Origin of the sequence: Novipirellula caenicola, assembly GCF_039545035.1 — a bacterium.
Taxonomy (GTDB): Bacteria; Planctomycetota; Planctomycetia; order Pirellulales; family Pirellulaceae; genus Novipirellula; species Novipirellula caenicola.
Window position 1 is genome coordinate 496,570 of sequence record NZ_BAABRO010000002.1, and the last position, 14,828, is coordinate 511,397.

The 14,828-nt window shown below is 56.1% G+C and carries 10 protein-coding genes; 6 read left to right on the top strand and 4 right to left on the bottom strand.

The annotated features are described in order from the left end of the window. Positions 1–240: 240 nt before the first annotated feature. Positions 241–2,013 (bottom strand): AI-2E family transporter, encoded by a 1,773-nt coding sequence (locus ABEA92_RS05875; RefSeq protein WP_345682873.1) that lies wholly within the window; start codon positions 2,011–2,013, stop codon positions 241–243. Positions 2,014–2,184: 171 nt separating this feature from the next. On the opposite strand from ABEA92_RS05875, the gene ABEA92_RS05880 reads away from it, so the two are divergent. Beyond that, positions 2,185–3,285, top strand: coding sequence for a lysylphosphatidylglycerol synthase transmembrane domain-containing protein (locus ABEA92_RS05880; protein WP_345682874.1), 1,101 nt, complete (start codon positions 2,185–2,187; stop codon positions 3,283–3,285). Between the two features lie 239 nt (positions 3,286–3,524). Then, complete coding sequence (locus ABEA92_RS05885) at positions 3,525–4,019, top strand: MgtC/SapB family protein (RefSeq protein WP_345682875.1); 495 nt, start codon at positions 3,525–3,527, stop codon at positions 4,017–4,019. A 126-nt stretch (positions 4,020–4,145) separates the two neighbouring features. On the opposite strand, the gene ABEA92_RS05890 is transcribed toward ABEA92_RS05885, so the two are convergent. Then, a complete protein-coding gene (locus ABEA92_RS05890) occupies positions 4,146–6,038 on the bottom strand; it encodes a glycerophosphodiester phosphodiesterase family protein (protein WP_345682876.1) in 1,893 nt (630 codons plus the stop codon). A 235-nt stretch (positions 6,039–6,273) separates the two neighbouring features. Between ABEA92_RS05890 and ABEA92_RS05895 the strand changes: the two genes are divergently transcribed. After that, entirely contained in the window at positions 6,274–7,566 is a 1,293-nt protein-coding gene (locus ABEA92_RS05895) for a lactonase family protein (RefSeq protein ID WP_345682877.1), read from the top strand. Between the two features lie 161 nt (positions 7,567–7,727). Here the strand turns inward: ABEA92_RS05895 and ABEA92_RS05900 are convergent, their stop codons facing one another. Both ABEA92_RS05900 and ABEA92_RS05905 read right to left on the bottom strand, forming a co-directional pair. Further along, positions 7,728–8,255, bottom strand: coding sequence for a hypothetical protein (locus ABEA92_RS05900; RefSeq protein ID WP_345682878.1), 528 nt, complete (start codon positions 8,253–8,255; stop codon positions 7,728–7,730). A 24-nt stretch (positions 8,256–8,279) separates the two neighbouring features. Continuing rightward, complete coding sequence (locus ABEA92_RS05905; RefSeq protein ID WP_345682879.1) at positions 8,280–8,552, bottom strand: hypothetical protein; 273 nt, start codon at positions 8,550–8,552, stop codon at positions 8,280–8,282. Between the two features lie 143 nt (positions 8,553–8,695). Between ABEA92_RS05905 and ABEA92_RS05910 the strand changes: the two genes are divergently transcribed. The 3 genes from ABEA92_RS05910 (at position 8,696) to ABEA92_RS05920 (ending at position 14,811) form a co-directional block, all read left to right on the top strand. Continuing rightward, on the top strand, positions 8,696–9,673 hold the full coding sequence (locus tag ABEA92_RS05910) for a glycosyltransferase family 2 protein (protein ID WP_345682880.1): 978 nt from the start codon (positions 8,696–8,698) through the stop codon (positions 9,671–9,673). 88 nt (positions 9,674–9,761) lie between these two features. Then, positions 9,762–11,363 (top strand): hypothetical protein, encoded by a 1,602-nt coding sequence (locus tag ABEA92_RS05915; protein WP_345682881.1) that lies wholly within the window; start codon positions 9,762–9,764, stop codon positions 11,361–11,363. A 109-nt stretch (positions 11,364–11,472) separates the two neighbouring features. Further along, a complete protein-coding gene (locus ABEA92_RS05920; RefSeq protein ID WP_345682882.1) occupies positions 11,473–14,811 on the top strand; it encodes an AsmA-like C-terminal region-containing protein in 3,339 nt (1,112 codons plus the stop codon). Positions 14,812–14,828: the final 17 nt, after the last annotated feature.

Consider the following 14,828-nt stretch of genomic DNA (forward strand, 5'->3'; position numbering starts at 1 on the left):
TCCTCGCGACAGCAATGAACATTTTCATCTCCGCAATCCCCTATTTGACGTTCGCGATGCAAAGAAGGTCAATGTAACGCGTACCTTCTATTTCGGATTCAAAACTTGCCATGATAGATCACGGCATCACACAAATGCACGCAACGGCAAGAGTTTTTGCCTAGACATGGCTTCGGCTAGTTTTAACATTGCCGCAGCAAAGCAAAGACGGTTCAAGGTGCGAATAGCGAGCTTGGCCGTCTAGCCCTCATTCGCCGTCGTTTCGGTGATGGCTTCGGCCGAGGCGGTGTCATCGAGCTCGTGATTGAGGATTTCAAGCAGCGTTTGCAAGAACACCACGACCATCGGGCCTACCAAAATTCCGATCGGGCCAAACACTTTTACCCCCCCCAACACGCTCAGCAGCGCAAACAGCGGGTGCAATTGCGAACGGCCGTGCAGCACATAGACTTTGATCACGTTGTCGATCGATGAAATCACCAACATCCCGTATAGTGCCAACACAATTGCCGCGGTCCAGCGTTGTTCGACCATGCCAAGCCAAACCACACATGGCACCCAAACCGACGCGGCGCCCAAAAACGGCACCAACGACATCAGAGTGGTGGCCAAAAACAACAACACCACCGATTCGAATCCGAGTACGTAGTAGCCCAGTCCACCCAAGATCCCTTGCACGATTGCGCTGAGTACACTTGCCAACACGACCGCGCGACTGGTGCGATCAAATTCCAACAACAGCCGCCGTTCGTAATTGTCGTCCAGCGGGCTCAGCCGCATCAGCGTGCGAATCATCGCTGCGCCATCGATCAGAAAAAAGTAAACCGCAATGATCAGAACCAATAACCCCACCACGATCTTGCCAAGGTAATTTCCCGTTGCACTGGTTAGACTGACAAACCGCGGCTGCAGTGATTCACGTCCGCGACTCATAAGACTCTTGAAATCTTCGGCACTCGGGTTGGCGATCAATCGAACTTGGCTGCGTAGCGTCCCCCCAAGCAACGTTTGCATCCATGATCGGATTGCCGCCGAAGCGATCACGCTTTGACGATGAAATTGTTCTTCGGCGTTCAGTTGATCCAGCGGAATAACGTCATCCGGATTACGCTCGTTCACAGGGTCGCCAAACGCGACGTCCGAATCCGCAGCGGGTTCGCGATCCCCCGCATCGATCGGATCTGCCGGGTCCGGCCGATTTGCAACTTCGCTGGCGTGGGGCAACGAATTCTTGAGTTCGTCCAACCGCTCGATCGCGATTTCAGCTGCTGCATCTGCAGCGGGCGGACCTTCGACATCGTTCTGCAGAAACAGGATCAGCGACTTTGCTTCGGAAATGTTGTCCAAAATGATCTGACGATGTTCCGAAGCCTGCATCACGCCGGACAACGACATCAAAAACTCGGCGACCGACGTCTCTTGGTCGATACCACGCAGCCCCTCACTGGCCAGCACCGAATCGTCCAGCGAATCGGTCAGCTCATCCAACCGACGGAACTTTTCCGCGTGCGGCAATGAAATCCCAAATTGGTCACGAGCACGATCGAGTGCGTTGGTCAGATCATTAAAATTGATGTGGCTGACCATCGCGGTAAACTGACTGGTCGCCACCGACAACACGACAATGATCGGCATCAACACCATCATCAGGATCATCAGCGTGGTCGTTGCGGCCGCCAATCGCCGCTTTCCTTTGGTTTGGATGTAAATCCAATCATGCACCGGACGAAAGATCACGACCAACAGGGCGGCCAGGAACAACGGTACAAAGAACCCGGCCATCACCTTGTAGAACAACGCTCCGACCGCGAATATACCGAGCAGCAACATCAATACGGACAAAATCCGCGACAGCGACGGCAATCGTTCCAGCATCGCTTTGGTGGAAGCCAGGGTTCGCGGCGGCGACGGATCGACGCCCGTGCCCGTTGTCGATGACGACTGCGGCGAGGAAGCGAGCGACGAAGATGGCTGAGGCGGTTTGGCAGAATTTTTGGGTCGACGTTTCGTCATCGAGCCTGCTCGGCTTGTGGGTGGGAAAGGGTGGAAGTGATGTTGCAGCTTGGTTAGGAATTGTATCCCAATCGGATCGTGCCCGATTGTGAAGGATCGCCGTCGTTATGGATAGACGGATCAAATGTTCTCGAAAGAATCGCAGTGGCTCAGTCAAACAAATCCCCCGAAATGAGTGATGTCTCGTCACCGGGCTCGGCATCACATCGTCACGGACGCAAACGGTGGCTGCGAATTGCCAAAATCGCGATTGCCATCGCGGTGGTGATTGGATTGTTTTTTGCCGTCCGCTCGGCCGCACGCCAATGGCAAACCGAGCGAGCCCGAGTCGTCCGCCAGATCCACGAAATCGACCTGCAAATCGCGGCGACCGAGGATGTGATCACCACGTCCGCGCTGCAGGAGCAACGTGCTGCGTTGCGGCGCAGCCTGCCCACGCTTGGCACCATCCGCTGGTCACGCATCGGCGTGGCCGCGATTCTGTACGCCGCCGGAACGCTTGTATCGGGGATAGTGCTTCGCGATTGGTTGGTGGTGCTGGGGCATCGGCCTCCAGCGGCTCTCGTTGTCGCGGCGCAAATGCTCGGGCACATCGGCAAGTATGTACCGGGCAAGGCGATGGTTGTCGTGTTGCGAGTCGGTGTGCTAAAGCGATGTTCGGTGCCGGTCATGCCCGCGACCATTTGCGTGTTTTTAGAAACGTTCATGATGATGGCCGTCGGCGCCGCGGTCGCAGGCATCGTGATCGTCACCCTGCCAGTCCCAGTATGGATGATGGTCGCCGCCGCAACCGGAGCGGTGCTGGCCAGCATTCCGACGATGCCCCCGGTGCTTCAAATCGTGACCAATCGGCTCATGAAGCAAAGCTCTGATCTTGGTCATCACGCTTGGATCGCGTGCGGTAAGGGCTGGGCTTGGTCGACGATTGAATGGATTCTGATCGGAGGCTCGTTCGCGATGATCGTGACCGCGATTCCGACGGCGGCGCCGCCCGAATCGACGGCCCAGTTACTGGCCATCGCCACTGCGTCGATTTCACTTGCTATGGTGATCGGGTTTGCATCGCTGCTGCCGGGCGGGGCGGGCATTCGCGAATTGGTTTTAACGACCATCCTTGGCCTGGTGACCGGCCCCACGCACGCGTTGTTGGCCGCAATCATGGCGCGGATGGTTTTCATCGCGGTGGAAAGCTTGATGGCGTTGGCTGCTTGGGTTTACATCCAAAATCAGCTCGAACCGGTTCGGCACGAAATTTGTAGCAGTAACGAATAAAAACGCGAGCGGATGTTTTGAAGTTGCGATTTTTGTCACAACCCGAAGCGTCAGCGAGGGAATCTCGATATTTTCTTGGTCCCTCGCTAACGCTTCGGGTTTGGATTTGTCGGGAAAAACGACAATAGCGCAACCTCAAAAGGCGGATACGAGGGTGAATCACACGGCTTCGGATTCGTTACGAACTCATTGGACCGCTCGGAATCCCATCGCTCATCAATCAACTGCGACTCAGCACCATGGAAGACCAGCTTTACCAAATCGTCGTCGTCGTGATCGCCGGAGCCCTCGGCGCGGTGGTCGGAATTGAACGTGAATTCGCCGACAAACCCGCAGGATTGCGAACTCACATGTTCGTTTGTGCCGCCTCGGCGATGTTGGTCCTGCTAGGCGACGTCGTGCTCGAGCGATTCAATCAAGGCAACGAAAACAACATCAGCGCCGATCCGATTCGAATGATCCAAGCCATCGTGGTCGGCATCAGCTTTCTTGGCGCAGGCACGATCATTCATCATCAAGACAATCGAGTCGAAGGGCTAACCACCGCCGCCTCGATTCTATTGACCGCCGGAATTGGAATCGCCGTTGCCGTTGGACAACTCTACTTTGCGGTGGGGATCGCAGTCTTAGCCGTCGTGGTCCTGATCCTGGTTGGATTCATCGAACGACGCATCCAACGAAAAGTGGCAAAGATCAAACAGAAGTCCGACGATACCGAGAAAGTCCGTTCCTAGCCGAAGCTTCTCCTTTTTTTAAAATCATCGCATCATCTGCATGCTGCAGGGCTTTCCTTTCTAGCCGATTGGGTTGGAACCGATTGGATGATTGACAACGAAAGCAATCTGCATCCACCAATGCGGTCATCGCGATGATTTGATTGACAACAGCCGGCGTGGATGATCGGTATAGATTCGCTGCACCCCCATTTCTAACAATCGACGCATCACGTCCGGATCGTTCACGGTCCAGCCGCCGACTTCGATGCCTGCCGCTTTGATCTTTGCAACCTTCTCGGGTGTGATCCCCGAGTGATGCAGCACCAAGGACTCGAATTGATGTTGCTTGGCGATCTGAATATCACTTTCGATGTCGGTATTCGGGCCGCGATCCCAAAACACGGGGATCTCTGGTGCGATCCGCTTTACCTCGGCCATGTATTGCAAATTCCCATCATTTAGCCCCACCCATGGCTCGGCATTCATCGATTGGACCAACGAGATTACATCGGGCACACAGTCCATCTTGGGTTGAATCGAAACACGTGTTCGTCGCTGTGACTTTACCATCGCCAAAACCTCGCTTAACAGCGGCATATTCATGGGTGGGCACTCAGCCAGCGATTTTCCACTGCGTTTTCGGAAATCAGTCGCAACATCGATCTTAGCCAATTCAGCATAGCTCGATTCGCTGACCACACGATCCACGTCACCGACTCGCCGAGTCGTTTGATCGTGAATCACCACCAACTGACCATCACGTGTCCGCAAGACGTCCAATTCGATCCAGTCGGCGCCGACATCGATCCCGCTGCGAAACGCCGCCAACGTATTCTCAGGGAACTCGCCCGAGTTGCCACGATGCGCAGTCACTCCGTTGGACAAAAACGTATCCTCTGGCGGACCCAGGATCGATTCACGCTTGCTCTGAAATAGCTCGAGCCACGCCAATGTCAATGCTTCGGACAACGTGGTCGCCGGCCGTAGCTGTGCCGGTGTTTTGCCCCAATAGAATCCGATCCAACCCGTTGCATACGGTTTGGAACGATCGACGAAGTCGCCCAACTCTTCGGCGCCGCATTTCAGGGGAAAGACCTCCTCGATGACAACCGGCATGCCCACAGCAGCAAATCCTTTGAGCGTCTCGATCGCCTCGTCCACCTTTCCCGTTTCGGGATAGAGATGCACCGCGATGAAATCCAAGTCGCCAGCGATCTTGTCGGGCACAAATCCGGAGGTCAATCCAGGACGATCAAGGCTCCAAGGCACAAGCCCGACCGTGATCAAGTGACGGTCGTCATGTTGACGGATCGCCGAGACAAGTTTGCCAACCCACGCCCTCGCGACCTCGGTGCGATCACGGCCTTTGCGATCCAGCGTGATGAATTGCACAAAATATTTGTCACCAAATCCATGCCCCAACCAATCGGTGCGTGCCTTGTCGCCGCCGGGGACGACCGGTTCGTTCATCAAGTCGTAACAGAACACCGCGGGACTGTCCGCACACTGCTTGGCGATCGCTTCCCAAAACACCGCCTGCGCCGCCCAGCGATCTTGTTCGCTCAACGCGTCGTACCACTGCGGCACGTCCTGCTTGTGGTAACACCCCAGCCCCGTCAAATCGAGATAAAGCCCTGTTTGCTCGGCCAAGACGACTAGACGGGCAAGTTGTGAGAGTGAACCTGCATTGGGTTTAGTCGGACTGTCCATGAACTTGCCAAACTGCAGATGGATGCGAACGACGTTCGCGCCAAGCTCTTTCATTTCACCAAAAGCCGACGCAACCCGATCCCATTGGTCATCCCAATAATCTTCGATCAAACGCCCGTCACCGTCATGATCGTAGTTAAATCCCCACGGAATGAATGACTCGCCCGAATCGGCCAACGAGAATCCTTTGCCATCGGCGGATACCTGAACCCAACCCAGTTCGTCTGCCTGGCAGCTCGCTTGAGGAAGCAGCGACGGTGTTAGCAAACCCAGCGGCCCTGCGGCAAATATTGCAGCAAAGAACAGGGGCCGAAAAAACAAAGTCATAGCGAGCTCGGGGCAGAGGTTGGGGGCCGCATCCGGAATCCGGATCAAACCAATTCCGTGACGGCTTCATTCTACCGGTTGATTCGATGGCGAGCCGGACACTGTTTAGAAAATCGCGTTGTGATCGCAGCAGCGATCAACGACCGAAAAATAAAACATTTGTTTGCGGCGCGATCACGAACCATCGATCGGCTATAGTATGGCTCTGCTATCGCCACCCCGCCCCAAATTTGCCATGTCGACACGAAACCAACCCACCGTTTTATCGCTTCATGTTCTGGCCGCTGTGTTTGCAGCAATGTCGCTGATGGTCAGCTCGCGACAGACCCAGGCCGCGGACCATGAAAAGCCGCTGTTTGCCTACGTCGGCACGTTCAGCTCACCGCTTCGTGACGTGTTACCGACGCAAGTCGATTTACCGCCCGGCAACGGCCGCGGCATTCACATTTTCAAGGTCAACCGTGACACCGGAGCCATGACGGCCGCCGGGACGTACCGAATGGGGACCAGTCCCAGCAGTTTGGTTGTCAGTGCCGATGGCCGCCGAATGTATTCGGCCAACGAAACCGATCGAGTGGGAACCGACAAACAAGGCACCGTCAGCTCGTTTGCGATCGATCACCCGAGCGGTCAATTGAAACGACTCAATACCGTCCCCTCAGGCGGCGCGGGGCCGACCTACGTCAACATCGACCCGAGCGGGCGAAATCTGTTGGTTGCGAACTACTTTGGTGGTTCTGTCGCCGTGCTGCCGATTTTGGACGATGGCCAACTTGATCACGCCAGCGACGTTCAAGTGGACGAGGGAGAAATCGGCCCGACCACGGCCACGCACGCTCCGCAGGGCAGTTTTGCCATCAGCGGACATGACCGCACGCATGCTCACATGATCCAAACGGATGCCTCAGGACGCTTTGCGTTGCACGCGGACCTGGGATTGGACAAGATTTTCGTTTGGAAATTTGATGCGGATAAGGGCGTGCTCACTCCGAACAATCCTGCTTCGATATCACTTCCTGCGGGTGACGGCCCACGCCACTTCCATTTTCACCCCAACGGTCGCTGGTTCTATTCGATCCAAGAAGAGGGATCGACGATTGTGCTGTTTGATTACGACCCAAACAGCGGCCGTCTAACCGCCCGACAAACCGTGTCGACGTTACCCGCCGAGTTTACAGGTAGCAATTTTTGCTCTGAGATCTTGGTTTCCGCCGATGGCAAGTATGTTTACGCAGGCAATCGGTTGCACGACAGCATCGGAATTTTCTCGGTCGGCGACGATGGCGAACTGAGTTATGTTGGCGAAGAATGGACGCGAGGCAATTACCCGCGAAGTTTCCAGTTCGATCCAAGTGGCAATTTTCTGTATTGCTGTAACCAACGCGCCGACCACATCGCCGTGTTTCGGGTCCATCGCGACAGCGGCGGTTTGACATTTACGAACCACTATGTGCCGGTCGGCAATCCTTCGTGCATCGTATTTTTGGATCTTGCGAAAACGTCGGATCGTGCTCTGCAGCCCGAGTGACCCCGCGAGACGAAGCCAATGCCATCTACTTTTGCACGAAGCGGGTGGCTTTTATCGCGGCGTGCCAAATGGCAGCGGTTTGCCAATCGGAAGTGATTGGCAAACCGCTGCAACCATCCAACGGACACCGGTTCTGCATTCCATTGCTTCCGCGTGTTTCTTTAACGCGGCTTACTGACCGACCGGCTTCGCACGCGAGTATAGGCATCTTCGGCGGCGGGCCGGGCGTCATCCCAAGGCATCAGTGGGGCGCCGCCCTGTTCCTCCCATCGTTGACGTGCAATCCGCTCGCGGTCAGCCCAGTCCTCGTTGACGTCCGGGTCAAACGATTCCCAGCCTGCCTGATACGCCGGAGCGTAGTCGTCGTAGGTGTAGGAGTCGTTGTAGTAGTCACGGTTTTGATGTTCGTCGCGCCAATAGGCCACTTCGACCGTCGGATCGATATTCTCGGCGACCGCCTTGCCTGCCAAACCGCCGGCGATCCCGCCGATCACCGCTCCCGCGACTGTCCCCACGGGACCAGCAACGGCGCCCGCTGCGGCACCGGTCGCAGCACCGCCCAGTGCCGCGCCAACCCCGGTTCCGACGGGATGCGATCCCGCTTCACCCGTAATCGGATCCTCGTTCCGCAGCTCTTCGCGTTCTTCTTTGGTCCGTGCATTCTCGACTCGTCTGTTTTTATGTGCCATCGCCTAAATTCCCATTTTCAATTGTCACTGCGAATACGGCCGCGGCGAGAAACTCGAAACGACCGGCGTTTTTAAACCGCAAAATGTCAATAATGCATTTGCTGTGCCGGTCGCCGCCGCGCTGTTTCCCCCGGTAATCGCTTGACGCCATTTGTTCGAATCGGACGATTTCGCGGCCGCGCCGAATGCAACGAAACGCAACCAATCCGTGCTCGAAACAGAATCAACATGGACGATAAAATGGCTGCCGGACGCTTCGCTGTTGACCGCCAACCCCGCTGCGAAAATCAAGTTCACCGGTTGCGGCTCGTACACAGTCCCATGGATAGCCCTCTCGCAAACCGGTACAGTGTCGTTTTGGCTCCTGCCCCTACCAAGCAATTCCGCTACACCCCGCGGCAGGAAACCGTTGTTTTGTGGTCCCGTTATCGAGAACTCCGTTGTCTGCCCACAGTGTCTCCTTTGTCATTCCGGTTTTAGACGAAAGCGAATCGTTAAGAACACTGCATGCCGCCATCGCAGAGGTTTGCCAGACGGAACAAATCCAACGCCAAATCATCTTTGTCGACGATGGTTCACGCGATGATTCGTGGCAGGTGATCGAAGCGATCGCCGAGGCCGACCCTTCAGTTTGCGCCATCAAACTACGACGCAATTTTGGCAAGGCCGCTGCCTTGTCGGCCGGCTTCGAAGTCGCGAAGAACGAAATCGTGATCACCATGGACGCCGACCTGCAGGACGATCCCAAAGAGATCCCACGTTTCCTCGAACAACTCGAATTGAACAAGGACGTTGTCAGCGGCTGGAAACGGGTGCGGCACGACCCATGGCACAAAGTGCTGCCAAGCCGCGTGTTCAATTGGTTGGTCAGCCGGATGACCGGGGTCCATTTGCACGATCACAATTGCGGTTTCAAAGCTTACCGCCGCGAGATTTTTGACGAAGTCAAACTGTATGGTGAGTTGCATCGTTTTGTGCCGGTGTTGTCGGCGGCAAAAGGATGGCGAGTCGGCGAGATTGAAGTCGAACATCATGCTCGCCGCTTCGGTCATTCAAAATATGGAGTCTCGCGACTGATCAAAGGCTTTCTGGATCTGATGACGATCTATTTCCTGACCGGTTACTCGCGACGCCCGCTGCATTTGATCGGGACTGCAGGCATGATCTTCTTTAGCTTCGGTGGATTGGGCATCGTCAGTTTGTCCGCATGGTGGGTGATCAGCCGGTCCAGTGCATCGATCGAAGACATCCACCTACACGAAACAGCGATCTTTTATTACTGCATCGTCGCCGTGCTGCTGGGCGCCCAATTTTTGTTGGCCGGTTTGCTGGCGGAATTGATCGTTTCGCTCTCGCGCGACACGCAGACGCCGTTTAGTGTTGCCAAACGAATCGGACACCAGAGTAAACAAGCTTAAAATGTCACGTTGCCATTGCCGACTTTGATTTTCGCAAAGACGACAACGCCACCCCACATTCCTATCAATTACTTCACGAACAACCTTGATGCACAAAGACACGCAAGCACGCAAGAAGCGATACACCGCCTATCTATTGCTGATTTTGATCGGACTGGGGATCGCAGCAGGCCGGATCGCCACCGTGACCAGCCGCGAAGGCGACACCGCGTTTCTAAGTGCCAATGATCGCAGCCGCTGGTGCACGGTTGCCGCGTTGGTCGAAGACCGAACCTACGAAATTGATCGCCAAATCGCCATCAAAGGCCCCAAGAACCGCACCCCTTGGAACACAATCGACAAAGTGCGTCACCGCGGCGACGATGGCAAACTGCATTACTACAGCAGCAAACCTCCGCTGTTTCCCACGCTCGTTGCAGGCGTCTACTTTCTTGTCAACAACTTGCTTGGGTTGTCGATGACCGAGCATCCCATCTATGCGACGCGAATCGTACTAGCGCTGGTGAACCTGCCACTACTGGCGCTGTTCTACTTTTGTACGATCGGTTCGATCGAGCGCATCTGTGGAAACGCTTGGGCTCGGCAATCGCTTGCCCTGTCGATTGTCTTTGGCACGATGTTACTGCCCTTTTCGATGACGCTGAACAATCATTTGGTGGCCGCCGCCTTCACCGCATTGACGATGTGGATCTACTTGTTCGCCTGCGAGAAATTAGACGATTCAGTGACGGGCGCTTCAACCGTGATGCCGAAGGCCGTGTACCTGTTGGCAGGATTGGCGGCTGCCTTTACCGCGGCAAACGAACTGCCGGCCCTTTCGATGATGGTGTTGTGGTTCGTCCTGTTTGTCTGGATCGACTCGCGATCGCTGCTGCCGTTTGCCGCCGGATTGATCATCGTGGCTACTGGATTTTTCGGAACCAACTATGCCGCCCATGGCAGTCTGCGGCCTCCCTATGCTCATCGCGGCAACGGCGACCTGATTGCCGAAATCGATGCATCGCTCGATACCGTCCCCACCGATCAGATTCATCAAAAAATCGTCGAGCGCAATCTGATCGAACCCTCGCAACAAATCTCGGTCAAACCATCCGACGAAAAAGGACGATGGAGTGTCCGCAGCGACGATGACCAGCTCTTTTCACTGACTCGAACCGCCACTGGAAATTGGGCACTGCATTTCTGGGACGATTGGTACGAGTACCCCAATAGCTACTGGCAAGACGGCCGGCGGAAGGGGGTCGATTTGGGCGAGCCCTCCAGAATCGTCTATTTCCTCAACATGACGATCGGCCATCACGGAATTTTTTCGCTCACCCCGATCTTTTTGTTGGTCCCGATCGGGCTGATCAAAGGACTCTCATTCGGGCCCCACGACTATCGCCGGTTCACGCTAGCAGTCTTAATTGCTAGCGTCGTTTGTCTGCTGTTCTATCTCGCCCGCCCGCTGATCGACCGCAACTATGGAGGCGTTAGCTGCTGTTTTCGCTGGGTGTTATGGTTCACGCCGCTGTGGCTGCTAATGCTAGCACCGATTCTCGACGAGTATGCCGAGAAAGCGCAGAAGCGAGGCATCTTCCACGCCATGCTAGCGATCAGCGTTTTTTCGATGTCGACGGCGTTGCAATCGCCTTGGCAATCGCCGTGGATCTACCGGTTCTGGTCGTTTTTGGGGTGGCTTGGCAGCTGAGCCTCGGACTAGTATCGCGACAGATTAACCTCGTGCTGAGTGGTCTTTTCGAGAGCCCCCAGCATCAGGGGACATGGATGCCCTTGGTTTGTGAATAGGCTGTTTGCGATTGGCTGGGTCCAACTCTGATCCGAAACCCAAAGTCTCGCGTGCATTCGCGCGTTGGTTTTGGGCTGCGCTCATTGCGGCCGCACTGGTGACGGTCGTGCCGATGTTGGCCCCCGACACGCTGGGGGAACAAGCCCGTCGGCATCTGCTAAAGAAGTTGCAGGACCACTACGTCGGTTACGACGTCTCGATTGGGCGTGGTCGTTTTGAAAGCTCGGTTGGGATCATCTTTGAAAACATTGTGATCGCGAATCCTTCGGCGATCGCGTCTCCGCTTCGCGAGCTCGTTCGGATCGAACAATTGGTGGTGGTCGCCAACATTCATCCTGAAAAGTTGCTTGACCAAGAGATCCCGTTGACGACCAACCGGGTTGCCATTAACGGCTTTCATGCCAACGTGACCTTGAGCGACGATGGCACCCCTTCGCTGATGGATCTGATGCCATTGCCGAAACTTGGCCCCGAAGCACCGCGGATCGATGTGCAGCGAGGGACAATCCATTGGTACGATCCGTCGGCCATTCAACGTCCGGTCAGCACCGAGATTGCTCAGCTAAGCATCGTCAACACCGAGCGACTTGATGGCGGAGTGGACCGCACCGTTTCGGCGACCGGTTCGAGCGATCTGGCGGACGCGTTTCGGGTTCAGTGGGACTCGGTCCAAGGGAGCAACGATCTGCGTGGCTCGGTGCGGGGCGTCAAGATTGATCGCGAACTGTTCAATCGTTTGCCTGTCGCGCTGCAGCGGCCATTGGTCGATGTACGTGGACTGCAATGCGTCTGCGACCTTTCCTGTTCACTGTTCCAAGCTCCCGGTCGTGATTGGAAATACCGCGTGCGGTCCACGATCCACGAGGGCCAATTCACTCACGCTCAACTGCCCAAACCGATCACCCAATTGCAAGGGGTGTTTGTTGCCGAGCCGCAATCGATCCGAATCGAAGCGTCGCAAGCCTCGCTGGGTGAAGCCGTCGTGCGGGTCCATGGCGACCTACGCGGCGATCGATGGCCGATGGATGCCGATCTGCACGTCGTCACGCACGGCTTGCTGCTGGATGACCAATTCGCCTCGGTGCTGCCCGAGACGGCCCGTCGCGGCTGGGATCATCTGCAGCCGCATGGACGCATCGATGTCAAAGCCGATGTGACTTGCCGCTCGGGAACCTGGGACGCCGACGCCGACGTGACCTGTAAAGGTGTCGACATTCGCTACGAAAAATTCCCCTACCCAGTGCACCAATTGGTGGGCCGCATCGAGGTCCGTGACGGCATTGCGTCAAGTGATTCGCTAAACGGACGCATCGACAGCCACCGCATGCAGTGTGCATTCCGTCTGCCCATTCGCCCAGGAATCACCAACGAAAAAACCTTTGTGATGGCCGCCGATGGCCCGATTGCCATCGACAACACGCTAATCAATTCGCTGTCGCACCGCGGCGCGCCGCAATCGACGCTCGAGTCGTTCGTTCGATCGCTGCGGCCTCGCGGGTCCGTGCATCTTGCCAGTGCGATGTTTGGCACTGACGCAAGCGGCCGCAATACTCGCCAATTGGATTTGCGAATCATCGATGGCCATTTGCGTTACGAAAAGTTTGCCTACCCGCTGTACAACGTCGATGGCCGCATCGAAGTCACTGACGACGTCGTTCGCATCACGGACTTTCGCGGATTGAGCGCCAATTCGGGCGAGGTTCGCTGCGAAGGCACCTACCGCATTCCTAAACCTTCGCCCGATCCAAATCTGTTTCGCATCTCCGATTCAGGCAGCGGTATCGAAGTGCCGCCGCAGCTTGCCCTCGTGTTTCAAACGACCAACATCCCGATGGATGATGCATTGCGGTCCTCGCTACCCGAGTCGGCCCAGCACACTTGGGACTCGCTCGCTCCGGGCGGCGTGTTGGACGAAGCCGATGTTTGGGTGACACAACAAGAGCATTCCGGACCGCTGCAAATCGATTTGACGGCTCGGCAAATCTACGCCAACCAGATCAACAACCGAACGCTCAGTTTGCGTCCCAGCACGCTGCCCTATCGAATCGACATCAGCAGTGGCACGGTTCGCTACGACGGATCAAAGATCTATATCGACTCGCTCAATGGACAACATGGTGCGTCCCGTTTAGCCGCCGACGGCTACTGTGTCAAAACGCCGAGCGGACGCTGGGAATTGACGCTGAATCTGAAAGGCGGCAGCCGGTTGAATCCGGATGCCGAATTGATCGCGGCACTGCCTAACGAAATGCGTGAAGCGATGCGACGATTGCAGCTGCGAGGTCCCGTGTCGCTTCGCGGCCAAACCAAAACGATGCTGCCCGACGCCGATCACGTCGAACCCGTGATCCAGTGGGACATCGCCCTGCAGCTCGAAGGAAACCGAATCGCGGATGTCGGCCCGGTCCACTCATTGCGAGGTGAAATCTCGGTCGTCGGTAGCCGTGACCAGCAGGGGATTCGTGCCTCGGGCGATGTGCATATCGATTCGATGCATATCGATGATCTGCAAATCACGACGATCCAAGGCCCCTTCACCGTGGTGGACGATGTGCTGAAATTGGGAGTGCGCAGCAAGGCGGCTGCATCGGGTTTGGCCGGAGCCGATCAAGTCCCTTCGCCGGCTCCGTCGACACGATCGATTACTGGCCGACTCTTTGACGGCGTCATCGAACTGCATGGCGAGCTGGAACTTTCCTCGGGCAGTTTTGACGTTGCCATTGCAGTGCATGACGCTCAACTTCCCACGATCCTTGCCGACTTTGGACATGTCGACAATGACATCAGCGGCGAGTTCTCGGGCACGGCGTCACTCGAAGGCAGTTTGGGGACCCTCGAATTCCTAAAAGGCACCGGGAACGCCCAAGTCACCAAGGCCAATCTTTACCAATTGCCACTGATCGTACAGGTCCTGAACCAGCTGCGTATCAAACCGACCGAAGATGTCGCGTTCACCGATGGCACGATCCAGTTCAGCGTTTTCGGTGACACGGTGAACTTCAACGAGCTAAAAATGTGGGGCGACTGGGTCGCGTTGGACGGCAGCGGATCGCTCGATGGACGCCGAGAACTCGATCTGTCGTTCAATACGCGCGTCAGCCCTCAAAATGCGTTTACGCAAATCATTCGGCCATTGCGAGGCGAAAAATACACGCTCTGGACCATCGACGTGAAGGGCCCAATTCACGCACCGACCATCGAACGACGTGCGTTTGAAGGAGTCGGCGAGACGCTCGAACGGTTTATTCCGACAATCACCAATGCTAATCCTGGTATAAATGACACGGGGGAGGTCGTCCCGGAAGCAACGGAACCTTCGCCACGCGGATTTGGAAATTGGTTTCGCTAGCACGATCCCATTTCCCA

What these genes read in the sequence shown, in the direction of transcription:
- ABEA92_RS05875 (WP_345682873.1), bottom strand. Translation starts at nt 2,013, where the DNA reads ATGACGAAACGTCGACCCAAAAATTCTGCCAAACCGCCTCAGCCATCT.
- ABEA92_RS05915 (WP_345682881.1), top strand. Translation starts at nt 9,762, where the DNA reads ATGCACAAAGACACGCAAGCACGCAAGAAGCGATACACCGCCTATCTA.
- ABEA92_RS05885 (WP_345682875.1), top strand. Translation starts at nt 3,525, where the DNA reads ATGGAAGACCAGCTTTACCAAATCGTCGTCGTCGTGATCGCCGGAGCC.
- ABEA92_RS05890 (WP_345682876.1), bottom strand. Translation starts at nt 6,038, where the DNA reads ATGACTTTGTTTTTTCGGCCCCTGTTCTTTGCTGCAATATTTGCCGCA.
- ABEA92_RS05895 (WP_345682877.1), top strand. Translation starts at nt 6,274, where the DNA reads ATGTCGACACGAAACCAACCCACCGTTTTATCGCTTCATGTTCTGGCC.
- ABEA92_RS05880 (WP_345682874.1), top strand. Translation starts at nt 2,185, where the DNA reads ATGAGTGATGTCTCGTCACCGGGCTCGGCATCACATCGTCACGGACGC.
- ABEA92_RS05900 (WP_345682878.1), bottom strand. Translation starts at nt 8,255, where the DNA reads ATGGCACATAAAAACAGACGAGTCGAGAATGCACGGACCAAAGAAGAA.